Genomic DNA, 24,521 nt, shown 5'->3' on the forward strand with positions numbered 1-24,521 from the left:
GCAATAAAAATTTTTACAAAAGGATAATCAAACCTTAATCTCTTCTTAACAAAACTATTTACCGGAACTTCCTAAACGACCTGACCCTCTCTGGGATTCTATCTGTTGTAAGGCTTTATAGGAAATCTCTTCGCTCTCTAAAGAAGGCATGACTAAAAGCACACCTTGACAAATGGCTTTTTCATAAGGATAGATCAAAATTTGTTCTTTTTCATAGTCGCTCCATGTATCAACTACTTCTTTTTTCGCAATGCGAATCGGCTTATTATTGACATTGGTTACCGGCGCCATATATTCGCCACGATAGCCTGAATCAATAACACCGCTACGCTGTGCCAAACCTTTAGTACCGGAAGAGCCTCTTTCCTTTAGAATCAGCACATAATTCGCATCAAAGGCACTGGCCACCCCTAAAGGTACCAGCTTGGTCGTCAAAGGGGCAATCTCTATATAATCTTCTTCAAAACAAGGATACAGATCATAACCGGCATCTTCTTCTCGTTTTGTCGGAATGATCGCCTGTTCTTTTACTTTTGCCCAATAAATTTTATTCATGGTCTTTCAATTCCTTTCCATAGATCTCTACTAAATCGTTCAAACGATATCTGGCATTGGCTGCTGATGTAGAAGGACATACCACGATCGGTATATCCTTATAAAACTTTTTCATGAATGTCGCACTCGTTTTTCCGTTACAGATCACTTTTTGTATTGAATCGTGTTCTTTCAAGAGTTGTTCAATATCATTTGGCATCACATCTCGTATGTCCGCATCCGCACTGGTCTTACGTAAACACGAATGACAAACATCCCACAAGGCAATCTGATTTTGTTCTAATAGAAGTAAGCGTTGTTCAATTGTGTCTGCTTCCTGATCAAAGATCACTTCTAACATCTTCCAAAAGCGATTGGTCTTATTGGCATAATAAAACGATTGTTTTAGACTTTCCACGCTTGGCATGGAGCCCAGAATCAATACGCGATCGTCTGGATGCGTGATGGGATCAAAACCTATGATTCGCGACATATTCCAATCAAATCATACGTCTTAGCTTCTGTGATCTCTACAGATACGAAGCTTCCGATTTCCAGTTCTCGATCCGATGTAAAAATGACCTGTCCATCCACTTCATCCGGTGCATCAGCTTTGGAACGTCCACGATATCGGTTCTTTAACGCTTCTTTTTCTTCGACAAGGACTTCAATTACAGATCCTACTTTTTCCTGACTTTTTTTACGAGATATTTCTTCCTGTATAGCCATCAGTTTCGATAAACGACGGTTGGCCACCTCTTCATCGATTTGTCCGTCCATCGAATATGCCGGTGTGTCTTCTTCTTTGGAGTATGTAAAAGCACCCATACGATCCCATTCAATATCCTGAATGAAGGAAACCATCTCTTCAAATTCTTCCTCGGTTTCGCCAGGAAAGCCAACGATCATCGTCGTACGAAGTGTAGGTTGATCAAACATCGAGCGTATTTTCTCAACCAGTGCTTTGACATCTTCCTTGGTTCCGCGACGGTTCATCGCTTTTAACAATCGCGCATTGGCATGCTGCATAGGAATATCAAAATACGGTAATACCTTGTCACATTCCTTCATCGCCACTAACAGTTCATCATCGATTTCATCCGGATACATATACAAGATACGAATCCAGTGCAGTTCTTCTACCGCATTGACTTCCCGAATCAAATGGGCCAGTTGTAAGCTTCCATAGTTATCCAAACCATATTTAGTCGTATCCTGAGCAATCAATGTCAGCTCTTTGACACCGATCGAAGCTAAATGTCGGACCTCTTCCATGACTTCTTCGATCGACTTACTTCTTTGATCTCCACGAATCAGTGGAATGGCACAATACGTACAATGATTGGAGCAGCCATCACTGATCTTACAGTACGCACGATACGGCAGCGATGTCAGCACTCTTTGATCCGGTTCTATATTTTTATCAAAAGAGCCATCCAGTACCTTTTCCAAACGCTTGGCAAACTGTCCATAATCACGAATCGGGATCACCGCATCAATTTCCGGGATTTCCTCTTCCAGACTTTGGGTATAACGCTGGGCCAGACAGCCACAAACGATCAGCTTCTTTAAACTCTTCTCTTTATATTTGGCCATTTCAAAAATCGTCGAAATGGATTCTTCCTTAGCCGATTCAATAAAGCCACATGTATTGATGATGATCACATCCGCCAGTGCCGGATTGGAAATGATCTGATGCCCGTTTGCCTGCAGCATTCCCATGATTTCTTCCGAATCCACCAGATTTTTACAACATCCTAATGATACAAATCCTATTTTCATTCTTCATCCTTCTTTCGATAAATCATACGATTTTCCAAGGCAAAGACACGCGGCCCAAACTGCCCCGGCTTTGTCTGCTCCAGACTCTGTTTCATCATATATAAGCGTGAATCCAGATTATCCAACAAGTTTAAGACTTCTGCTTCCGGAATCATTGGCAAAACCGGTGATCCAAATTCCATCTTTCCATGATGACTTAATATCATGTGTTTCAACAAAGTCACACACTCTTCATCCTGTACGCCTTCTTCCCTGGCTACCTGATCGATATAAGATGCCATGATACTGATGTGACCCAGAAGATTCCCTTCCATCGTATATTCCGGCAAAACCGGTTGTGATAGTTCAACGGTTTTACCGACATCATGAAGCAGGACACCCGCATATAAAAGATCACCATCCAGCCATATATATTCGCTAACTACGTGTTTAGCCATACGAAGCATGCATAAAGTGTGATAGGCAAGTCCTCCCACAAAATTATGATGATTCTTGGTAGCTGCCGGATAGCTGTAAAATTCTTCCTGTTTTTGATCTAAAATACGCAAAACGACCTTCTGAAGCGTCTCATTTTTCATTGCTAAGACCGCTTCCATGATTTCTTCTTCCATTTCTGTTTTGCTCATGGGCGCATTTTGTACATAATCATTGACATTTTTTCCTTCCAATGGAATCAACTTACGCACACGCAATTGAATCGCATTGCGATGAAATAAGATATCACCATGCGCTTCTACGACCATCCCTGTCGTATATTGTGCAATCATTTCCTCTGTCAGATTCCAGAATTTAGCATCCAATGTACCACTTGAATCTTCTAAAGCCAGTGAAAGATATGGTGTATTCTTAGCTGTCTTTCCTCTTTCACATCGGGCAATCAAACACTCTAAAGTAATCGGACCTTCTTTTACTATATCCTTTATCATTTTGACTCACTTTCTAATACTTCATCGATCTGCATGACAGAAAAACCTTTACGCAGACAATAAATACGAATTTTATTGGTTCTTTTCGGCTCCTCCAAAGAGGCATACATACGTTTTGCCTTTTTTAGACTAAGATATAAAGCTTCCTTTTCATCCCCATCCAGTTTAATGGAATCACCGGCTTGTTTGGCCACATCGACCGAATATCCCTTTGAGATCAATTTTTGTATGATCGTCTGTCTCTTCAAGCGATCGCTTTGTTCACGGATCGTAGCCATGATACGTTGGGCACTTTTCATGGCCGCATTCAGCTCATCTTCCGGCTCCACCTGCGCACAGGCTTCCTCAATATAAGACGGTGCTACACCGGCTTCCTTGAGCTTGGAAGCCATTTTTTTCTTCCCATATCCATATGTGGACCAAGCCTGTACTTTATCCAAGGCATATTGACGATCATCGATCCAATGACGTTTCTCAAATTCCTCTATGATACTTTCAGCTTCTTCCTGACTGAGATCCAGCTTTCGCATAGCCGTTTTTTTGATTTGATAGGCTGTATGATCTTTTTGAAAGACCTTCTTTTTTAATATGCTGTACGCTTTATAGTAGTTCTGCATTGCCAGATAGTCTTCTACGATATAGGCATCCAGTTCCGTTCGCAAAGCAATTTTTAAATCAAAATAATCATCGACCGGCATTCGTAATGTCACTGGTTCTTCATCACTGTCGCGTTTTAAAGTCAGCTTCACAAAATCATCGACCATCTTTACCTTTTCAACGGTAAAGGCACGATGATACGAATCGATGGCCTGTTCATAAACAGCTAATGCCTTAGAGGCAAACATGCTTGTCGAATATGGCTTTGTCTTTTCTACGCATTGTACCTGCATTTCTTGTTTTTCCTGATCTGATAAAGAAAAATACGTTTCCCATTTGCGCAACAATTCTTCTTCATCATCAAAGTAATAGCCGGTATTCCCTTCTTCCAACAATTCACTTAACACCTCATCACGACGGCCGAAAATCGGCAATCCCGTTGCCAAAGACTCCAAATACGTCATACCTTGTGTTTCGGTCAAAGAAGCAGAAACAAAACAATCAAAAGCCGCATAGTAATAGGCAATCTGTTCTTTGGGTTTCTTTCCTAAAAAATGAACACGGTCTTCCACATTACATTGTGCCACAATTTCTTTGTAGTAGTCTTCATCGGTGCCTCCACCAACGATGACCAGATGCAAATGTGGATCGCTGCTTTTGGCGATGGCGCGAATCGGCACATCAATGGATTTTTCTTTAGCGATACGACCGACAAAGACAACGACATGATCGTCTTTTCGCAAACCGATTTCTTCCCGAATATGTTCGATACGCTCTTGATCCAGGTTGTCTTTTTCAAACAAAGAAAGATCCAACCCGGTAGGCACGATGTAAATAGGAGTCGTCACACCGTATTGGATCAAAGCTTGTTTTGTCTTTTCACTGGGAGCGATCACAGCCTGTGCCCCATTCCCCAGCATCCGTGATAGGGACTGTACGGCTTTACGTCCCATCTTTTCTATTGTTTCGATATCCAGAGGATTGACATAGTGCGTATAATCCTCATACATCGTATGATACGTATAAACAAGCGGAATGTGTAGTTGTCTTGCCATCTGGCGGGCAAAGATGCCTACACCGGCTTCCGTTTGTACATGAATCACATCCAGATTCATATCGCGAATATATTTTTCCGCACCGATCTGAATCGGACTGGACATCTTATATCCATAAAACTTTTTAAGCTCCAGTCCTCCCAAACGAAGAACATGGTCCTCCATCACAATATTTGTTCCTTTATGATTGGATACGACATAAACAGTGTGCCCTTTTTTCTCCAAAGCCTCTTTTAACGTCGCAACACTGCTGACAACGCCATTGATATCCGGCAAATAGGCATCTGTAAACAATCCTATGCGCATAAACCCTCCTAATGTATCTGAATGGAATCTTCTTTTCCTTTCGATTCTTTTCGGATGTAATAGTTTTTAGCACCCATAAAACTGATTCCACCTAATAATAAAACAATATGGTATGTCGAAAAACGCCACAGTATCATCACGGCACTGGTCAAAGTGCCCATCAAACCTGTAAACAATAAATTAAATACAACTTCGGTTCCCCCACTGGCACCCGGAATCGGAATAAAGCTATTGGCCATGGTAACAAAGCTACTTAATGCGATCACATCCAACAACGAAGAGATTCCCAACGGAATATGAAGGGCCAAGCCGATAAAATACGGCAATGAAAACAACAGCGTTAATCGTACTGTATTGATCAGGGCACAAATGATGATACGTTTGATATCCGTAGAAAGGCTCTTGATCTCCTTTGTGAAAGAAGTCATCTGCAGATTCCACGAATCTCTTGTCTTTTCCGGATTCTTTAAGATGTGCAGCTTTCCTAACAGACGGGCAAAAAAGCCGGCCAGGCGAATATACACCTTAGGAAACAGCGCCATGGTATAAAGCGCCAATATGACGATCGCATTGACCGCATAGCCCAAAAGGATCACATTAAACCATGCCGATTGGGCACTGTAATAGCCAAACCGCAGCAGAAACAAAATCGTCACATAGATCATCATCGTCGTCTGATAGATGATAAAGTCAGCCCAGAGAAGACTGGCCGCATCCGATACCTTCATTCCTTGTTTGTTCATGATATAAGCCTGGGCAAACTGTCCTCCGGTACTGCTTGGGGTAATGCCCGCAAAAAAAGTACCGACAAATGCGACTAAGATTCCTTTGCCTACGGAATATTTATGAACATATTTTCTTCCCAGAACAAAATACACAAACCCCCATACGACCGTATAAAGGACGCCCCAGCATAAAATAATTGCCAGAGAGAAGATATTGATTTGTGAGATTGCTTCCAGAACTTCCCGATAATTATCTTTTAAGGCAAACCATAAAACGCCAATCGTTAATAAGAAGATAATCAGAAAGTTCAGCACGTATTTACTTTTTTTCATGATCGTTTCTCTTTTTTTACTTTCTTTGTCTTATTCTTGTTTCTCTTCTTTTGACGAAGCGCAAACTGTTTTTCACCATAAGCGCTTAAATAAAACTCACGCCACATTTGAAGAACATGCTCTTTTGAGTAAAACTCACTTAAAATCTGTGATTCCAACTGATACTTCGCATAGATTTCCGGATCGTCTTTTAACGTGTTCAAGCATTGTACAAAGCCATCGTTATCGCTTGCCTGCATATGATGACCAAGCAAAATGTCTTTATACAGCTCCAGATCTCGTAAGACCAAAGGTGTTTTAAAGTTGATGGCTTCCAATATCGTCATAGGGAATAACTCGTTATAGCTTGGCACAAACAAAACATCGGACATATTGTAAAGCTCTACCATTTCCTCACGAGGGACGATTCCTAAAAACTTAACATTTTCCGGCGGATTTTTTTGCAGCTTGTGTAATTCCTCATAGCCTTCCGTAATCACACCAAAAGAAAAGCCACCAGCCCATACAAAGGTTGTATCTGGCATTTTTTTGGCCACTTCCACAAAATCCAATACCCCTTTTCGGGTTTGAACCTGACCGGCTCCCAGTACGACAAACGCATTCTTATCAATGCCCAGTTTCTCACGATACGCATCCCGCGCTTCCTTACCTAAAGGATGAAACTTTTCTTTTGAGACGTAATTGGGAATATAGTACACATTTTCTCTGGGGATTCCCAGCTTCACAAGATCATCGATAAAAATAGGGTTGACAACCACTAAACGATCGGCCGACTTATAAAAAGTCACCAAATAATTGGCAAAGATCTTAAAGAACGGTGAAGGAATCTTCAAGCTTTCATCGACCGTTTCCGGTAAAAAATGACAATAGGCGATGTTTACAGCCTTTTTATCTTGCATCTTTACAAAAAATGTAGGATCAATCGTATGAAAATGCTGGATATCCGGTTTTGTGGTCCAGTCATTGATGGTCACATCAAACAAGTCATCAGCGCCCTCTTTGATCAGGGCCACCTGTTCTTCATACGCACTACCAACGCCCTGCCCATCTACTTTATCGGCACTGGAATACATAATCAGTTTTAATTTTGCGTTTTTCACTGTAACACTCGCTTTCGTTTATCCTATTATAACAAATAACTCCTAGAAAGGAAAAGCGCCTATTTATCGCTACAATAAACAGGCGCTTCTCCGGAAAGTTTTTAAGAAAGGGAATTTTGATTATGAAGTGAGCCTCTATCCTTGGCTCGGTTATACTATACAAAACAATATTGAGATTGTTATGGACAGAATATGTGAGAGTTTGTGATAGAAAATTAAACTATTTTACAAGCCCGCTGATTCCCTTTTTTGCCTCTTCAATCAAGGTTTCCTTTAACAAATGCAAATCTTCAATGTGATCTTTTTTAAACACTGCTTCTAAAACCATCGGCATGTTCATGCCACCTATGACGATTGTCTGATCTTGTCTTCCTTTATTTTCTAAAACCGAAAGGGCATTAAGGATCGGCGATCCGCTCAGGATATCCGTCAGTAAAATGATCTGATCGTTTTCCGGAATTAAAGAAAATACTTTTTCACATTCTTCCATAAAAAGACCGGCATCCATATCCTGCTTCAAACAGATTGAATACACTTCTTTTCGATCACCGGCAATCATTTTCACAACAGAATGCATACCTTGCGCCAATTCACCATGACTGATCAATACAATATTACGCATAATCTTTCCTACTTTCTCTTTTTCTCTTTTTTCCACTGGATTTGTTTTTCCTGAATGATCTTACCGATCTTATACGTACAGGGAATCTCCTGACTGCCGGCACTGATTACCAGATAGCTTTTCTTAAATAAACCATCTTTAAACTGTATATCGCGTAAAGCCTTAAACCGATAAAACGTATCTTCATAAAAGAAGCCGTCTTTGGCAAAGGAGCATCGATAGCGAATGCGATTGTCCACGGCCAGAGCCAGAAATAAGATGCCCAGGCAAACATAAATGACTGTATAAGATGCCTCGATACCTGTGGTTAAGGTAACACCGCATACAATAAAGATCAACACAGCCAAAACGATCATCCCAACCATCGGCCATAATGAGAGATCGATATCCTCATGATTCGAATGAGCGCTTTGAAACTCCTGCAATGTTTTTTGATAGCGTTGAAATCGCCTGGCGGTTTCATAGATTGTAAACAATGAAATTCCAATAAATAATATGGTGACGATAATGCTTATAATACTGTTTCCTTCCATATTGCTTCCTTCCTTTTTCTGACATTATATCATTTTGAAAAGTAAATATGCTACAATGGCGTAAAAGAAAGAAGGAACTTTATGGAAACGGAAAATAATATAGAACTCATGAATCGTTTAAACAGCTCCTCTATGTATCTTCAAAGCAACGATATGAGGGTAACCGAAGTCAGAGAAGGCTATGCCAAAGTGGAGATGATCATCGATGAACAAATCTTAAACGTGCATGGCTTTGTACATGGCGGCGCTTTGTTTTCACTGGCTGATACTGTTGCCGGAGCTGCCAGCTTTGCCAGTGGAAGAGACAGTGTGACGCTCACCGGAACGATCAACTATATCAAACCCGGAAAAGGCGGAAAACTGATTGGGATTGCGCAGGAAATCAGTCGCGGAAGAACAACCGGTGTGTATGAAGTCTTTATTTTTAACGATAGAAACACACTTTTATCCCGTGCTACCTTTACGATGTTCTTCTTAGATTCCGATCGAATCAAAGCAAAAAAAGTACAGGAACATGCCCAAAAATAGACGATGCAACCAGTGGTTGACAAAGTTTCAAGCCTGTTTGGTGGTCTGCACCCGGAATTTTTGATGTAATAAAGCCACCAAGGAGGGCAAGATTATGATATTCGCCGATAAAATTATTCAACTTAGAAAAGAAAAAAATTGGTCGCAGGAAGACCTAGCCAGTCAATTAGGCGTTTCCCGTCAATCCATATCAAAATGGGAAAGCGGTTCTTCGCTGCCAGATTTAGATAAGATCATCAAATTATCACAGATCTTTGATGTATCTTGCGATTACTTATTAAAAGATGAAATGGAAGAAGATGGCTCTACTCCCTCTTCAGAAGAGGCACCGAAGTTTTCCAAATGGGGGACAGAAATAAAAAGAAAGGTTCATAAAGTTTCTTTAGAAGATGCTGACCTATTTTTAAAAGCACAACGTAAGTATGCCTTTAATCTCATGATCGGTGTTGTACTTTGTATTCTGGGCTTTTCTTCTGTAGTTTGTATTTCCACACTGGCCCAACAAAGAGTATTACCTCTTTCTCTGGAAGCCGGTGAAGCACTGGGAGCAGCATCCTTATTTATCTTCGTTGCGATTGCGGTCGTTGTTTTTGTGACATCGCACTTAGCTATGAATCGATTCAAATATTTAAGAAACGAAGAATTAGAACTTCTTTATGGTGTTGAAGGCATCGTGGAAAAGAAGAAGGAAGAATTTCACTCCACCTACACCGCCTGTCTAGCTTTTGGGATCATGTTATGTATATTAAGCATTCTTCCACCCATTTTTGCCGATGGTTTCTTCGCACCATTCATAGAAATTCAAGGTGTTTCTATACAGGTAGAAGCACAGGCACAAGGTTTGTTTGTTTCCTTGGCACCGGCATTGATGCTCTTGATTGTTTCTGCCGGTGTAGCCCTGATCGTATATGCTATCATCGTTCAATCCGGATTTGATGTTCTTTTACAGACCGGAGAACATACGACCGATCAAAAACAAGCCGATCAGATCATGCAACCCATCGCTTCTTTGTTTTGGATCAGTATCACGATAATCTATTTGCTCCTATCTTTCTGGACAGGAAACTGGGAATATACTTGGATCATTTGGGCTATCGCCGGTTTGATCTATTCTCTAATTTCCACATATATAAAATACTTTAAATCATAAGGCCGAATCATTCGGCCATTTTTATATCGCTATTTTTAGACATCGCAAAGCCTTTCAATCGAAAAAAAGAAGATGTTATTGTAAGATAAGAAACGAAATATCTTTTTGTCAAAAAGACATTTTTAGATAGGAGATTTCATTTGAATAATCAAGATTGTCTGGTAAGTGTAGTGATCACTACTTATAAACGACCGCTTTTCATTCTACAGCGAGCCATAGAAAGTGTTTTAAAACAAACGCATACAAATTTAGAAATTTTTGTTGTGGATGATCAGCCTGAAGACCGTCAGCGCATGAAGCAAATCCAGGAAACGATACATGCCTATAAGGATCTTCGTTTGTCGTATATCGGTTTAAAAGAACATGGTGGTGCCTGTAAAGCGCGTAATGTTGGCATACAACATGCCAACGGAGATTTTATTGCGTTTTTGGATGATGATGACTGCTGGCTGCCACAAAAAATCGAAAAACAGCTGGAAGGCTTTATCAATGAGGACATCGGGATGGTTTACAGCCCCTATATCAATATTGCCGATCAAAGTAGTGAAAAAGTATTCATTCCTTGTCAAAAATCAGGAGATCTTACGCAAGATCTTCTTTGGTTCAACTGTATTGGCGGTTGTTCTATGACATTGATTCGCTCAAAAATTTTAAAGATTTGCGGAGTGTTTGATGAAAGTCTTTTATCCTGTCAGGATTATGACTTGTGGATGCGTATCGCCCAATGTTCATCCATTCAATTCGTACCCTTTGTAGGCATCAAAAAGTTTGATCGAAGGGATTCCATCACCAATAATATCCATGCGACGAATCAAGGTTTTAACATTTTTATTCAAAAGTATCAGCACCTGTATCAACAGTTTCCCAACATTTACAACTATCGTTTAAATCTTCAGGGATACCGAATGATCCGCATGAAGTCTTTTAAAAATGCCTGGCTTTATTACAAGCGCGCCCTACATGTAAAGTTTTTCTCTCGATATAATATACTTTGGCCCTTTCGAGGCTATTATCATTTATTAAAAATCACGATCAAAAAGCACCTCTATTCTGCTAACACATAATATGTATTCATAGAGCCTTATGATCGAAGAAAGAAGGAAATATATGAAACTTTGTTTCTGGATAGCCACTATCGCAAGCTATGGCGGTGTACAAAGAGTAACCAGTGTAGTAGCCAATGCATTGGCAAAACATCATGAAGTTACAATCGTTACCATGGATCCTAAGGAAAAAATCAACAACATTCCTTACTATCTAAATTCAGACATTCAGATTATAGCCATGCCCGGTGCGCTTTTTAACAGACCTTTATGGTACCGTATTTTTACTCACATTAATCGTAAAACCGGTCTATTGAATCACTCCCTTACTGCCGATTTATTAAAATGGGCCACGATTCCTAAAGATACCAAGAAAAATCTCCTCGATTTTTTTCAAGCAATTCAACCGGATGTTCTTGTCGGTGTAGCTTTTACGCCCAGTTTATGGCTCACTTTAATGGCGGACCAGTTGGACGCAAAAACCTGCATCTGGCAGCACAACAGTTTTGATGCCTATTTTCATACACCCCACCAATATCTTTGGCACCAACAAGCCCTATACCGGGCAAACGTCCATTCGATAGATTCCTATGTTGTCTTAAACCAGACGACAAAACAAAAGGTAGATCAAGCTTTTGATTTGAATTCGATCGTCATTCATAACCCTAAAAGTTTTCAGACAATCACTAAATCGAATATGAAAAATACGACATTCTTAGTGGCAGGACGTCTTGAAGCCGTTAAGGGTATCGACACTTTAATTCGTGCCTTTTCTATTTTTGCTTGTCAAAACAAAGACTGGAACTGTTTGATTGTAGGCGATGGAAACCAAAAAGAAAACCTCATCCAACAAGTTAAGAACGCTCATTTAGAAGATCGTATTTCTTTTCATCCTTTTACCGATCATATTCAGTCTTATTTTGAAAAAGCCTCTGTTTTCTTATTGCCATCTCGCTGGGAAGGGATGCCCCTTGTCGTATTGGAAGCCTTAGAATTTGGCTGTCCTGTCATTGCCTTTGCTATAGAAGCCATGAAAGATTTGATCGAAGATGGTAAAGAAGGTTTGATTGTATCCCCTATCCAAGATGAAAAAGCCTTCGCCAAAGCTATGCTGGAAATTTCTCAAGATGAAAAGCTACGTTGGCAGTTCCATCAAAATGCGATTCAAAAAGCACAGAAATTTGATATAGATGTCATTTGTGCAAAGTGGGAAGAACTTTTTGCGACACTTACAACAAAAAAATGAATGGCCGGATAGAGTTTTGTCCGGTCTTTTTCATCAAAAGAGCATCTCTGTTGTCAATCGATGATAAATATCCTATTATCTCTATATCGAGATAATGACTTGTTTCTGAAACAAGTCATATCGGAGGTGAGATTTTGGAAAATAAGAATGCAAAAATTCTGATTGGGCTATCCCGTAATCTGCACGCCTTACATCATCAAACTGCGCAATTATTAAACCAACATCACGTAACACTCAGCCAGTTTGGTGTCTTAGAGGTGCTATACAGTAAGGGACCCCTTCGTATCGGTGAAGTACAGGCTAAAATTCTTAGTTCCACTGGAACCATGCCAACGATCTTAAAAAACTTAGAACGTCAACAGTACATTCAAAAAGTTCCGGATCCACAAGATAAACGAGCGACAAAATTGCAGCTGTTAGAGAAAGGGAAAGAAGTCGTTGAGAAAATTTTACCGGAGAATCTGGAGAGAATTGAACAATATTGTTCTACTTTATCTGAGAACGAAAAGGAAGAATTGATTCATTTATTAAAAAAACTGGGAGGAAAATAAATATGGAAAGAAAGATCTCTACTAAAATTCAAGGTTATCGCACCGTCGATGGAGCCGGTGTAAGCTTAGTTCGCGTATTAGGAAATCATACTACAGAAGAATTTGATCCCATTTTGATGTTAGATTCTTTTGACAGCACCAATCCAGATGATTATATCGCAGGATTTCCAATGCATCCTCATCGTGGAATTGAAACCATAAGTTATATTGCCAAAGGAAAAATGGTTCATAAGGATACATTAGGAAATGAAGAAGCTGTAGGTGATGGTGAAGTTCAATGGATGAATGCGGGATCCGGTATACTTCATGAAGAACAGGTTCCGGCCGCTGATCGTTTATTAGGTGTTCAATTGTGGTTAAACCTGCCATCTGATCAAAAAATGAGTAAGCCAACCTATCGTAGTATTAAAAAAGATGAAATCCCGGAAGTTCCAATTGAAGGTGGAAAAATCAGAATACTGGCAGGAAGTTATAAAGATGTACAAGGCTATCAAAGTCAACATTTACCTTTAGATTATTATGCGCTGGAGCTCACCAAGGATGCCAGGCTTAAAATCGACAGCAGGGAAGATGATTCTGTCATGTTGTTTAGTTTATTGGGTAGTATGAAAGTCAGTGATGAAATCATTCCTGAAAAAACAGCCGTGAAATTATTACCGGGAACCTATGTAAACATCCAGGCGTTGGAAGATGATACACAAGTTTTATATATGTCAAGCAAAGCTTTAAAAGAACCTGTCGCATGGGCCGGTCCAATTGTCATGAATACGCATCAAGAACTGGAAGAAGCCTTTGATGAACTAAATGCCGGAACATTTATAAAAGATAGAACGGAAATCCAATCATGACAAAAAATAGAATGGAAGCCTTCAGTGATGGCGTTTTAGCCATTGTTATCACGATCATGGTCTTGAAATTGGAGGTGCCCAATCGTATCGAGTTACAGGCATTAACGGATACTCTGCCGACGTTAATTGCCTATGTGCTCAGCTTTGTCTATGTCGGTATCTATTGGGCCAATCATCATCATTTGATTAGTGCCGTACAGAGTGTCAATGGCAAACTGTTATGGATCAACTTGCACTGGATCTTTTGGATGTCATTGATTCCCTTCGGAACAGAATGGATTGGATATCATCCCGATGCTTTTGCCCCTGTCTTCGTTTACGGAATGATCCTGCTTTTTTGTGCTCTATCCTATTATTGGCTACAGACAGCTGTAATTCATATCAACGGGAAGGACTCCAGTATTGCCAAAAGTATTGGTAAGGACTGGAAAGGCAAAGGTTCGCTTATTGCGTATGCACTGGCCCCTCTCTTTGCGTTCTGGATACCTTGGATTTCTTATCTGATCTATGTAGGAATCGCCCTTCTATGGATCATACCGGATTTTCGTTTAGAAAGAATTTCAAAACAAGAAGGAGGTGAAATCATGATTAAAATTCAATTTGAACCCGAAAAACATCGTAGTGCCGCTTATGATCAAGAACAATGCATTGGAGAGTGTACCTATACAACGGAAATTCCAGATACTTGGACAATTGACCATACAGTTGTTGATTCACACTATGGAGGTAAAGGAATTGCCGGTCAATTAGTTGATCGAATTGTTTCTGAAGCCCGAAGCCGTCATATCCACCTTCATCCGACTTGTTCCTATGCCAAAAAACGCATAGAATCAAATCCGGATAATCAAGATGTATTAGCAACACGTTAAAAAGAAACACGAGCCAGAAATTTGACTCGTGTTTTTTACCGTATTTACATTCCCTATTTTGCATGATGATAATTCTGTATAAATCTTAGAACCAGGAAAAACCAAATATCAATAGATATCCATTGGGAAATAGATAAAATCCATATGCCTCTTTGTGGATCGCCTCGCCAAAATTCTAGTAGAAACCGCCCTATTGAATAAAAAGCCAAATAAGCATATAGACGATTTCCTTTATAAGAATGAAGGAAAAGAAAAAATAAAGTTTCCATGCCGGCTTCGATCAGTTGTACCGGAATACGGTTTGTTTCCACTGGATTGGCATAGATGGAAAAAGTAGGAATACCGAGAATATCACTTTCCACGCCATAACAACAGCCACTGAAAAAACAGCCGATGCGGGCAAAAGCATGAAATAAAGGAATCATTGGTACTAAGCAGTTTGTCTGTCTATAGAAATCTTTATGAAATTCACGACAATAGAAAACACTTCCTATGATGGCCCCCAACAGGCCACCATAAAACACAAAACCGGAAAAAACATAGTATATCCATTGGCCCATATGGGTTAATATTTCCGTTAAAGAAACTAGAATATAGAGAAGTTTAGCTCCTGCCAATGCGCCGATTCCGGCATAGCACAAAAGATAAACAGACTTGTGCTTTAGGAATACAAAGCCAACCATATATTAAGCAGGCAAAGGCTCCAAATAGCGCAAAAAAAGCATAGGAAGAAAGCATCAAAGGTCCCAATTGAATTTGTGCCATAGATAAAAAAAGAGCACAATGGCTCTTATTGTAGTGAAGCTCCTACACTGGCCAGTCCGCCTAACAGACAAGCACAGGCGACAAAACTTACTGCACATAATACAGTTCCGATAATGGAGCATACAAATCCGGCAGTGGCGATGCCTGTTGGATTTTCATTTCTTGCCTTGATGGAAAGAATAATACCAATCACACCGCAAATCAGTCCGAAAACAGCACCATACGCACCAAAGAAAATCAATACAATCGATACGATTCCAAGAACCAATCCCGCAATCGCTTTTCCATTTGATGATTGTTCATTCATAATACTTCCTACTTTCTACACATTCAAATTAAATACATACGTTGGCTCATCACTGAAGATATCCGCATATACATTTAGTTTTAAACCTGTATCTCCTGCCGGTTCTTCAAAACATAACTTACCGGATACATTTCCTCCGGAAGCCAAATCACCGGAATTCAATTCGTTTTCTAAATCAACCACAAAAGTTGTGGATTCTTCCTGACCCTGTGAATTTAACATCTTAAAGTAGTAAGGGTTATAATCAATTTTTTCATCCGATCCATTTTCAATTGTTACAGAAACGATTACGTATTCTTTTCCAGATTCTGGCGTGTTATAGCTAAAACCGGCACTTCTTTCTACACCAGTGACCGTGTATTTTACGCCATCTACATCCGCGGTTTCATTGACTCCATACTCTGATTTCGTTTCTTGTTCTTCTACTTTTTTCTCCTCTGTCGAATCATCTTTATTGGATGTATCCGATGATCCACAGGCCGTAATTCCAAACACCATAGCACTACATAGTAAAGCATATCCTAATTTCTTCATAACCAAACCTCCTGCATGAAAATAAAAAAACTTCTGCCTGCCTTAACTATAGGCAATACAGAAGTAAAATTGTTATGCCGACAGCATCCTGTCGAAAAGAGTCAGGATACCGATTCCACCCACCAAAAGAAGAAAATACGTCAAGGAAAGTATTCCCCATCGTACGAGTGATAAATCATATTTCGGTACTTTATGGCGATTACAGATTACCAGTTCTAAAAGAGCTAAGACTAAAAAACATGCGATTAAATACAAGTTGTCATGCTCAAAAGACGTATTTTTTTGTGTATCAATCGATAAAACGATACAAACACTTAAAATCCATCCGATCCAGGAGCCAATGATTCCTTTGCGACTTCGATTATTGACACCCGGAAATATCCATCTCATTTCCTGAAGCTCTGCTTTTAACTGTGCCACACTCTGAAATCGATCTTTAGGGTCCATACTCAAAGCTTTTCGAATAATTCTTTCAAAATGTCCCTTTACACTTTGATCCAACCGTCCTGTCAAAAGCACTTGTAAGAGTCTCCCGCAGGAATAAACATCACTCTGCACACCGGTTTGGGCAAATCCAAACTGTTCCGGTGCCGCATAACCGACACTTCCTAATAAAGTCGTATCTCTTGTCTTTGAAGGATCGTAAAAACGGGCAATATCAAAATCAAATAAGATTATTTTTCCATCTTGATAAAAAATATTCTCCGGTTTGATATCTCGATGAATGATCGGTGGCTTGAGTTGATGAAGACGCATTAAAATATCACAGAGCTGACACACAATATTTACCGCTTCCTTTTCTGAAAACGGAAGAAGCTCGGCCAGAGTATCTGCCTGGATAAACTCTTCCGTAATGACTAACCATTCTTCTTCAATTTGTACATCGTATATTTTCGGTATTCCTTGCATTGGATGTTCCTGCAGTGCTTTATACACAAAATAATCGGCATGCTTCATCTTTCGCTGCACAAAAAAAGTCTGATCCATTTTGTTTTGTATCAGAGAAATTTTCTTCGTATCTGTGTCTTTAAACGTACTCACAATTTTAACTAAAGAAGGAACCATTTTTGTTGCCTGATTTCAATTCTTATTTTACCATACTTTTGAGAGGTTCTTATTATGATATCCACAACACAATTAATCACACTTTTAAATCAAAATACTCCATTAGACGACATTTTAGAAATTCTTCCTGACTTAGACTTCGTTTCCTATTTGGAAGCTTGTTTAGAAAAGAAAGATTTAAAAAAGAGCGAAGTAATTGAAAAAACAAATCTGCAGAAAAACTATGCGTATCAGATCTGCAATGGTACCAAGAAAGGAAGCAAAGAGAAGATCATCCAACTCGCTTTAGCAATGCATCTTGATCTTCACGATACCAACAATTTATTGTCATTAAGTAACAATGGTCTTTTATATGCCAAGGTCAAAAAAGATGCCATTTTGATCTACGCCTTGCAACATCACTATGATTTATATCAAACTAACGAGCTCCTTTTGGCACATGGATTTGAAATTTTGGATTAATCATTGGATGAATTCAATATCCCCTTCTCTTTTTTAAAAAATGAAGCAGAACAGATTTCAAGAATTGAAATTCTTTGCATCGCCCCCAAAGAACAAAAAAACATGTATTTAAGACCAGTGTACATACAAGACCATGAATCAGGAAATTCAAAATCCCATTCTCTACAGAAATACATTGACATACCCAAAGCGAAAACAAGGATCCCAGAATCCACGTTACGATATAGAGAAAATAACGAATAAAATAATCTTTGACATCCTTTTGAAAACGAGTATACAAAAGGAAAGGTTCAAACCAGAAATTTGTACAGAGATCACTACAAAAGGTTCCTAGAAGAATTCCCGCAATTCCCCAATGACATACAAACAAAAAGAAGGAAGAGAAAACAATATTTAATAGTGCTTCCCAGATATTTTTTCGTTTCAGCTGAACAAAATGACCACATACATCATTAAAATACAACAATGGATTTCGTAATAGACGAACATGCATATTGATACAAAATAAAAGTACAGTTGAAACCGGCAGTATATAATCGGCACCGATCCATAAACGAATAAAAGAATCTACCAGTACATAAAAGGCTCCGGTTAAATAAGAAACCATCCAAAAATTAAGAAACATGATATTCTTAAAAGTCTGGTAAACTTTTTCATTGGATTCCGTGGCGACCAATTGACCGATACTTCCCTTTAACGCATTAAAAATCGTATTTAACAGATTCTTAAAAACATAGGCGATTAAGGTATAATTGGAATAAATTCCTAAAACGGCAGTACTGACAAAAGCCGAAATCATCAAATTATCGGTATATGTTACAACGGCTGTCGATAACTTACTAACAAATCTTGCCTTGACATTCTTTCTCAGTTTTATTTTTACCTGTTCATCTAAATATACCTTTTCAGATGTTTTCTTTTCCCATTGGAACACTTGAGGATAGCGTTTGCGAACGATTTGGCGTAAGCTGATATTATTAAGAAGTGTAGCAATATTCATTAAGACTAAATATCCAATATAATCCGAAAAGAAATAGAGATACACCATCTGTATGACATTCAACAAAATACCAAAAATACTATTTAAAATGGATTCAATCGATTGCTCCTGATAGACGATCAAAAGACTTCGGTTATAGGAAAAAAAGTATGTCATGACAGAGTTTGATACATACAACAAGTAGTAAACAGGTAATAAAGGAACCTTTGGAATATCCGATACGACAAACGATAAAACAGGAAGAAATAAAACGCATAAACCTCCTATGACAGCCCCTGCTCTAAAATAAAGTTTTTTAAAAAGTTTTAAAAGTTCTGCCAGCTCTTGTAGATTTTCTTTTCCGGCAGCCTGATACATTTCATAGAGAATTACAGATTCTATACCTAATTCTGCCAGAGACAGTAAAGAGAAAATATCGGAAAATAAACCATTAAATCCTAAGTATGTTTTCCCAAGCTGATGAATAAAAACGGTTCGACATACAAACGATAAAAAAGTGATGATTCCCTGTGAGAAAATCGCAAAGACCATGTTGCGTACAGAATGTTCAGTGCGCGTTGCCGATCTTGATGCCCAAAAATCATTGTTTTTCATGACTCTGTTTCCTGTTCTTTGTTTTCTAATAAGGCAATCCATTGTGGAAGTATACGTTCCATTTCATACTGTTTAGCCTTTTGAAGCGCCTGCTTGTGCATATGTATTCGCAGATCCAAAGACGATGCCAATTGATCCATAGCCTGTGCATATCCTGCAACTCCCTTTGATGCACAAACGACCTTTCCATTTACACCATCCTCGATCAAACCCTTTGTCGCCAAAATATCAAAGGCAATCATTGGCAATCCCATTTCCATGGCTTCTAATGCGACCATAGGCAGCCCTTCCCATCGGGATGGTAATAAAAATACGGAGGCTTGTCGATAATAGGATTGAACATCCTTTTGATTGCCTTCCAGAAAGATAAAATCCTGCAGCCCATGATCTCGAATCTGCTGTTCGAGTTTAGCTCTTTGCCGGCCTTCACCAAGTATATGACATGTCCACTCTTTATGTTTTTTATGAAAGAGGGCAAACGCATCAATCAAGCGATCAAAGCCTTTGACATACATCAAGGAACCCACCGCAATAAATGTCTGATTTTTCGGATCTGCCTTTTCTTTTGAAGAAAAACTCAAAGGATTGGCAATGACTTTACTGGAAATAGAAAAAGCTTGATCCATCATTTCTTTATCTTGATCATTCAATACAATAAAATCATCGAGTTGCGTTATATATTTTTTAAAAAATTTTTCTTGTTTCCAGAAATTGCGATGCGGATTTTGAAATAAAGAGGGATATACGCTATGTTGCCAACCGATACACCGACTCGGAATTTGTTTACGTATCTGTGCCAGTCGTATACTTTGTAAAGTATGGACGCCAACGATCACATCAAAGTTCATCTCTTTAAAATAATGAATCATAGAAAAGCGGCTTCGACGACTTAATGAACCCGGCAACAATAAAAAGGATGGCTCATGAAAAAGTTTTGTCTGAATCTGTCTGGATAGAAAGCGCCGGCACCGATCTATAAAGGAAGGCTGAATCTTCAAAGAAGCAGCGGAAAGAACATGTATACGAGGATCGAGTGCAAATGCCTGATCTGTGTCAGGATCGATCTGTTCGGTTGCCACGATATAGATATCATATCGATCCACTAGGGTATTGCCCACTAAACTGATGACACGATTAATTCCACTGACATGGGCTAAACTGGTAACTAGAAAACAAACTCTCATGTTTGCTCCTTTCCATTTTTATTGGCTGTCTTTTAAAGGCTCGTTTGGGTCCGATAATTTTTGTGAAAAATAAAGATTGACCCATTCCGGATGTTTGGCATATTCCTGATAGGAACGATGTAGATCCATCAAGCTTTTATGCGGAGCCACTCGATCTTGGACAGGCGGCAAGATCCAATAGTCTTGATATTGCTTTTTCAATACGGCATCATAGTCTTTTGGACAAGGGATCCTGTCTTTTTCAAATGGCAGCATCACTTGTTTTTGAAACCATTTTGAAGGCATGGTAAATCGATCTAATGATGAATCCAGCCAGACAAAGCTGGTCCATTGTGATGAAAAAAAAGGGTATTTCTTTAACAGTTGAAAATATTGTTTCAAGTAATACTGTTTGGGTAAAAAAATATTCATCCCATGGCTGAAAGCACAAAGAAGCTGACGACTCCCTTTACTTCTGCTTCGAATCGGAAAGCGACTATGGTTATTCAAGATGGCATACCATCGAAGCTTTTTATAAAATCTTTCTCTTTTCTTTCGATCGGACGGTACTCCTGAAATCGGCATCACATCGATAAAAATACCCATATAAGAATCGGGATAATCCTTTTGTGTTTCATGAATATACGTCGTTCTTTGATCGATGATCTTGGAAAATAAACAAAGATGATGTGGCCGATCAAAACCATCATAAACCTCTAAATACGAAGGCAATTCTTTTCTTGCGAGAGTTAAAAACTCTTCATAATGTTCAATGGGGATGGCAATATCCAGATCATCATCCCAGGGAATAAATCCTTGATGTCGAACCGCACCTAAACACGTTCCGCCAATCGCAAAATACGGAATATCATGTTTTTGACACAGCTTGGAAACTTCCTGATAGATCTTGAAAATTCTTTCTTGCAGCTGATTCATAGTATCCCTCTTTCAGTCCTTTTGGAAGATATCTCTTGTATAGACCCTATCTTTTACATCTTCCAGATCCGGATGCATACGATTGGTAATGATCACATCGCTTTTTTCTTTGAGTTCGTTCAAATTCGAAACAAAGGAAAGTGCAAGATCTTCAGGCTTTTTTTGAAGAAGCGGCTCATAAACGATGACATCAGCCCCATTTTCACAAAGTCTTCGTATCACACCTCGCATAGCAGAGTGGCGGAAATTATCGGAATTGCTTTTCATGATCAGTCGATAGACTCCGATCACGGGTAAATCCCCTTTCTTTTGAGAGAGCGCAAAGTGCAACACATCCTCGGCAATAAAATCTTTTCGTGTTTTGTTGCTGCTAATGATTGCACTGATCATTTTCTGTGGAATACGCTTAAAATTAGCAAGCAACTGTTTGGAATCTTTTGGTAAGCAGTACCCTCCATAACCAAAGGACGGATTATTATAGTCATGCCCAATACGAGGATCGGCACAAACACCTTCGATGACATCTTTTGTCTGCATATGATGTACTTGCGCAAAAGTATCCAATTCATTAAAGAAAGCCACTCGCAGTGCCAAATATGTATTCGAAAACAATTTGACGGCTTCCGCTTCCGAATATCCCATGATGTAAACTGGCACATTCTTCTTTAAAGCACTTTCCATACAAAGATTTGAAAACTCCCGCGCCTGCTTTTGTGTATGAACATCACATCCCACTACGATGCGGGAGGGATATAAATTGTCATATAAAGCCTTGGACTCTCTTAAAAATTCAGGGGCATACAATATCTTCTCGAATGAAAGTTTTTGTTTAATACTTTGTACAAATCCTACCGGTACCGTAGATTTAATCACAATACAAGTCCCGGGATTGATTTGAATCACTTGTGACATGACATCTTCTACGATTGATGTATCAAAGCACTGAGTTGATTGATCATAATCCGTAGGCACACAAACAAGTGTATACTTTGCATTCTTGATGGCGTTTTCAAGATGTATCGTACCTGTCAGATCCAGTTTTTCTTCCTTTAAAAACTTCTCTGCATAAAGATCTTGTACAGGAGAGATCCTTTGATTCAGGTTCTGTATTTTTTCAAAATTCTGATCCATGGCATAGACTGTATTCGATCGTGCCAGCAGAATGGATACAGACAGTCCCACATAGCCAATTCCAATAACCGCAATTGTTGTTTTTTGTACAGTCATTTCTACCCTTCTTTCCTGTGCTGATGGTTCAGTTTATAAAGATTCTGTCGAATCTTTTTTTATAACGATCGATCCAATACCAATAAGGCCATCGTATCGTAAATATGTGCATATCTTGCCACCCTTGAGGGATTCTGTTTCTTTCTACAAAGCGATCCGGCAAGATTTCAAAACAAGTTTTACCAACGAGCTTGGCGTCCATACGCATCGTTCTTAGCTGCAAATGCATATAGGAATAAGAAGTATATACCATTTTCTTATGGGATCTATCCCAAGTTGCCGAAATCAAATTCCCATTGTCCCAAAAATATCGTGATGGTTGATAGTTCTCCTTTACAAAAGAGCGCATTTGCGGATCATAATAATCTCTTTTCAGCTTTGCCGAAGTGATACTGGCGTTCATTGCCAGATCGGCCGCATAGATCTTTGCACCTTCGTTTAAAAAGATCGAATGCACGTTATAAGAATCCGAAGCATGCAAAAGGCGATAATCTTCATCAAAGACATATATCCCATCCTGTGTAAATGCTTCTTTGTATAAGTATCGATTTTTATAAATGTGCATAAATCGCCGATTATTTTCTTTTGTGTTTTTATACAATGTTAAATGACCGGCCGCAAACAATTTATCATATCCTTGTTTCAACAAGGGTGTAAGGATTTCCTCCAAGTTTCCGAAAATTAAGTCACAGTCACAATGCCCCCAGTAGGCGTATGGTGCAAGATATTCTTCAAACAAATAGCCATAACTTGGTTTATAATCACAGAGCTTATGTGGCTCTTGTAAACAAACTTCAAAACCAAACTTTTGCTCGGCCAATGCTTTGATATTTTGCAGAGTCGTATAAATCACATGCACATTCAAAGGATAATTGTAACTTGATCGATCATCGGTAAAGATCAGCCAGTCATATTCCGGATTGGCACCACATGACTTTAAAAACAGTGGGAAATAGTTATTGAATTTTCCAAAGTACGGCAAAATCAGCACACATTTTTTATTCTTTTCTATGTTCATTTTTTCAGGGCATCCTTTATAAATTCTTCAAAATCAAAATAAGGTCTATTCCATCGTTTAAAAACATCGAGTGTTTTTTCATAATTTCCCGTCAGTTTCATCTTTTGTCGATTCTTATTTGTCAATGTGGATTGCTCTTTAAAAAGAAAAAAGTATTCATGGAAAACCTCTTCCGGAGGAATTTGATGGGTATGTCGATAATATGACTGCGCTAATAATTTAGCACTTTGAATTTGTTTTTCCCTGCATTTTTGATAATAGGTTTCCAGATCCATCACTTTGTGACATAGATTCCCCACGGCAACACACTGGGAGGGTATCCTTCCTTTTACCACACTGCCGGCACCGATAATGACATCATCTCCGATATAAGTACCAGGCAGAAGAATCGATTGAGTACCGATAAAAACATTGTTTCCTATATGGACCTCACCGGCCAATCCTAAGACAGGACCGTACTTCTTTTTGGTTACTGACCAGCTATAATCATGTGTAAGGATGCGCACGCCGGCTGTAATCTGTACATTCTCGCCAATTTCGATCATCCATGGATACTGCACATCCACAAAGCTTTGATGAGGGGAAAAGAAAGTCGTACCTTCTCCAATCCAGACACCCTTTTGTCGCAAATAGTCTATATAGGACTGCGAAGTTCCTTTTTTGCCAAAAACGATTCGTCGGATTCCATTCTGAACTGACATA

27 protein-coding genes are annotated in these 24,521 nt (G+C 39.1%); 8 read left to right on the top strand and 19 right to left on the bottom strand.

Going from position 1 to position 24,521, the window contains the following annotated elements; genetic code table 11:
• Positions 1–54 precede the first annotated feature (54 nt).
• The 9 genes from ACTQX6_RS00400 to ACTQX6_RS00440 form a co-directional block, all read right to left on the bottom strand.
• Positions 55–555, bottom strand: coding sequence for a dUTP pyrophosphatase (locus ACTQX6_RS00400; RefSeq protein ID WP_195222157.1), 501 nt, complete (start codon positions 553–555; stop codon positions 55–57).
• Entirely contained in the window at positions 548–1,027 is a 480-nt protein-coding gene (locus tag ACTQX6_RS00405; protein WP_272000891.1) for a DNA-deoxyinosine glycosylase, read from the bottom strand. The genes ACTQX6_RS00400 and ACTQX6_RS00405 overlap by 8 nt, the downstream gene beginning before the upstream one ends.
• Positions 1,012–2,316 carry a 30S ribosomal protein S12 methylthiotransferase RimO gene (gene rimO / locus ACTQX6_RS00410; RefSeq protein WP_294689105.1) on the bottom strand — a complete coding sequence of 435 codons (1,305 nt, stop codon included), beginning with the start codon at positions 2,314–2,316 and terminating at the stop codon, positions 1,012–1,014. The genes ACTQX6_RS00405 and rimO overlap by 16 nt, the downstream gene beginning before the upstream one ends.
• Complete coding sequence (locus tag ACTQX6_RS00415) at positions 2,313–3,242, bottom strand: 3'-5' exoribonuclease YhaM family protein (RefSeq protein WP_294689108.1); 930 nt, start codon at positions 3,240–3,242, stop codon at positions 2,313–2,315. Before ACTQX6_RS00415 ends, rimO begins: the two co-directional genes overlap by 4 nt.
• Entirely contained in the window at positions 3,239–5,200 is a 1,962-nt protein-coding gene (locus ACTQX6_RS00420) for a glycosyltransferase (RefSeq protein WP_294689109.1), read from the bottom strand. The genes ACTQX6_RS00415 and ACTQX6_RS00420 overlap by 4 nt, the downstream gene beginning before the upstream one ends.
• A gap of 8 nt (positions 5,201–5,208) precedes the next feature.
• Positions 5,209–6,258, bottom strand: a complete 1,050-nt coding sequence (locus ACTQX6_RS00425; RefSeq protein WP_294689111.1) for a lysylphosphatidylglycerol synthase transmembrane domain-containing protein — start codon at positions 6,256–6,258, stop codon at positions 5,209–5,211.
• Positions 6,255–7,358 carry a glycosyltransferase family 4 protein gene (locus ACTQX6_RS00430; RefSeq protein WP_320863221.1) on the bottom strand — a complete coding sequence of 368 codons (1,104 nt, stop codon included), beginning with the start codon at positions 7,356–7,358 and terminating at the stop codon, positions 6,255–6,257. The genes ACTQX6_RS00425 and ACTQX6_RS00430 overlap by 4 nt, the downstream gene beginning before the upstream one ends.
• Before the next feature lie 220 nt (positions 7,359–7,578).
• Positions 7,579–7,980 (bottom strand): PTS sugar transporter subunit IIA, encoded by a 402-nt coding sequence (locus ACTQX6_RS00435; protein WP_147321515.1) that lies wholly within the window; start codon positions 7,978–7,980, stop codon positions 7,579–7,581.
• 8 nt (positions 7,981–7,988) lie between these two features.
• The gene (locus ACTQX6_RS00440) at positions 7,989–8,513 is read right to left on the bottom strand and encodes a hypothetical protein (protein ID WP_294689115.1); all 525 of its coding nucleotides are present in this window, start codon (positions 8,511–8,513) and stop codon (positions 7,989–7,991) included.
• A gap of 81 nt (positions 8,514–8,594) precedes the next feature.
• Between ACTQX6_RS00440 and ACTQX6_RS00445 the strand changes: the two genes are divergently transcribed.
• The 7 genes from ACTQX6_RS00445 to ACTQX6_RS00475 all read left to right on the top strand — a co-directional run bounded on the left by ACTQX6_RS00445 (position 8,595) and on the right by ACTQX6_RS00475 (position 14,748).
• Complete coding sequence (locus ACTQX6_RS00445) at positions 8,595–9,041, top strand: PaaI family thioesterase (protein ID WP_294689116.1); 447 nt, start codon at positions 8,595–8,597, stop codon at positions 9,039–9,041.
• Between the two features lie 94 nt (positions 9,042–9,135).
• On the top strand, positions 9,136–10,191 hold the full coding sequence (locus tag ACTQX6_RS00450; protein ID WP_294689118.1) for a helix-turn-helix domain-containing protein: 1,056 nt from the start codon (positions 9,136–9,138) through the stop codon (positions 10,189–10,191).
• A 140-nt stretch (positions 10,192–10,331) separates the two neighbouring features.
• Positions 10,332–11,255 carry a glycosyltransferase family 2 protein gene (locus ACTQX6_RS00455; RefSeq protein ID WP_441657185.1) on the top strand — a complete coding sequence of 308 codons (924 nt, stop codon included), beginning with the start codon at positions 10,332–10,334 and terminating at the stop codon, positions 11,253–11,255.
• Between the two features lie 43 nt (positions 11,256–11,298).
• Positions 11,299–12,480, top strand: coding sequence for a glycosyltransferase family 4 protein (locus ACTQX6_RS00460; RefSeq protein WP_294689122.1), 1,182 nt, complete (start codon positions 11,299–11,301; stop codon positions 12,478–12,480).
• A 134-nt stretch (positions 12,481–12,614) separates the two neighbouring features.
• The gene (locus tag ACTQX6_RS00465; RefSeq protein ID WP_168964605.1) at positions 12,615–13,031 is read left to right on the top strand and encodes a MarR family winged helix-turn-helix transcriptional regulator; all 417 of its coding nucleotides are present in this window, start codon (positions 12,615–12,617) and stop codon (positions 13,029–13,031) included.
• A gap of 2 nt (positions 13,032–13,033) precedes the next feature.
• Positions 13,034–13,879, top strand: a complete 846-nt coding sequence (locus tag ACTQX6_RS00470) for a pirin family protein (protein ID WP_168964606.1) — start codon at positions 13,034–13,036, stop codon at positions 13,877–13,879.
• Positions 13,876–14,748 carry a GNAT family N-acetyltransferase gene (locus ACTQX6_RS00475; RefSeq protein WP_294689123.1) on the top strand — a complete coding sequence of 291 codons (873 nt, stop codon included), beginning with the start codon at positions 13,876–13,878 and terminating at the stop codon, positions 14,746–14,748. The genes ACTQX6_RS00470 and ACTQX6_RS00475 overlap by 4 nt, the downstream gene beginning before the upstream one ends.
• 53 nt (positions 14,749–14,801) lie before the next feature.
• Here ACTQX6_RS00475 and ACTQX6_RS00480 read toward each other — a convergent pair whose 3' ends face one another.
• From ACTQX6_RS00480 to ACTQX6_RS00495, 4 genes are all read right to left on the bottom strand, one after another.
• Positions 14,802–15,431: a prolipoprotein diacylglyceryl transferase gene (locus ACTQX6_RS00480; protein WP_294689125.1), complete on the bottom strand. Its 630-nt coding sequence runs from the start codon at positions 15,429–15,431 to the stop codon at positions 14,802–14,804.
• Positions 15,432–15,538: 107 nt separating this feature from the next.
• On the bottom strand, positions 15,539–15,820 hold the full coding sequence (locus tag ACTQX6_RS00485) for a hypothetical protein (protein ID WP_168964609.1): 282 nt from the start codon (positions 15,818–15,820) through the stop codon (positions 15,539–15,541).
• Positions 15,821–15,835: 15 nt separating this feature from the next.
• Positions 15,836–16,354 carry a DUF4352 domain-containing protein gene (locus ACTQX6_RS00490; RefSeq protein WP_117445512.1) on the bottom strand — a complete coding sequence of 173 codons (519 nt, stop codon included), beginning with the start codon at positions 16,352–16,354 and terminating at the stop codon, positions 15,836–15,838.
• Positions 16,355–16,426: 72 nt separating this feature from the next.
• Positions 16,427–17,341: a serine/threonine protein kinase gene (locus ACTQX6_RS00495; protein WP_294689128.1), complete on the bottom strand. Its 915-nt coding sequence runs from the start codon at positions 17,339–17,341 to the stop codon at positions 16,427–16,429.
• 132 nt (positions 17,342–17,473) lie between these two features.
• Here ACTQX6_RS00495 and ACTQX6_RS00500 point away from each other — a divergent pair, with 132 nt between their 5' ends.
• Positions 17,474–17,881, top strand: coding sequence for a hypothetical protein (locus ACTQX6_RS00500; RefSeq protein WP_117445510.1), 408 nt, complete (start codon positions 17,474–17,476; stop codon positions 17,879–17,881).
• 13 nt (positions 17,882–17,894) lie between these two features.
• On the opposite strand, the gene ACTQX6_RS00505 is transcribed toward ACTQX6_RS00500, so the two are convergent.
• The 6 genes from ACTQX6_RS00505 to ACTQX6_RS00530 are packed head-to-tail and all read right to left on the bottom strand — an operon-like array spanning position 17,895 to position 24,520.
• Positions 17,895–19,475: a lipopolysaccharide biosynthesis protein gene (locus ACTQX6_RS00505; protein WP_117445509.1), complete on the bottom strand. Its 1,581-nt coding sequence runs from the start codon at positions 19,473–19,475 to the stop codon at positions 17,895–17,897.
• Complete coding sequence (locus tag ACTQX6_RS00510; protein ID WP_294689133.1) at positions 19,472–20,659, bottom strand: glycosyltransferase family 4 protein; 1,188 nt, start codon at positions 20,657–20,659, stop codon at positions 19,472–19,474. The genes ACTQX6_RS00505 and ACTQX6_RS00510 overlap by 4 nt, the downstream gene beginning before the upstream one ends.
• An 18-nt stretch (positions 20,660–20,677) precedes the next feature.
• Positions 20,678–21,574 carry a LicD family protein gene (locus ACTQX6_RS00515; RefSeq protein WP_117445507.1) on the bottom strand — a complete coding sequence of 299 codons (897 nt, stop codon included), beginning with the start codon at positions 21,572–21,574 and terminating at the stop codon, positions 20,678–20,680.
• 12 nt (positions 21,575–21,586) lie between these two features.
• Positions 21,587–22,801 (bottom strand): nucleotide sugar dehydrogenase, encoded by a 1,215-nt coding sequence (locus ACTQX6_RS00520; protein ID WP_294689135.1) that lies wholly within the window; start codon positions 22,799–22,801, stop codon positions 21,587–21,589.
• Between the two features lie 28 nt (positions 22,802–22,829).
• Positions 22,830–23,819 carry a DUF6625 family protein gene (locus tag ACTQX6_RS00525; RefSeq protein WP_294689138.1) on the bottom strand — a complete coding sequence of 330 codons (990 nt, stop codon included), beginning with the start codon at positions 23,817–23,819 and terminating at the stop codon, positions 22,830–22,832.
• The gene (locus ACTQX6_RS00530) at positions 23,816–24,520 is read right to left on the bottom strand and encodes an acyltransferase (RefSeq protein WP_117445504.1); all 705 of its coding nucleotides are present in this window, start codon (positions 24,518–24,520) and stop codon (positions 23,816–23,818) included. Before ACTQX6_RS00530 ends, ACTQX6_RS00525 begins: the two co-directional genes overlap by 4 nt.
• Between the last annotated feature and the right edge of the window lies 1 nt (position 24,521).

This window comes from Faecalicoccus sp. LCP19S3_E2 (genome assembly GCF_052121255.1).
GTDB lineage: Bacteria > Bacillota_I > Bacilli_A > Erysipelotrichales > Erysipelotrichaceae > Faecalicoccus.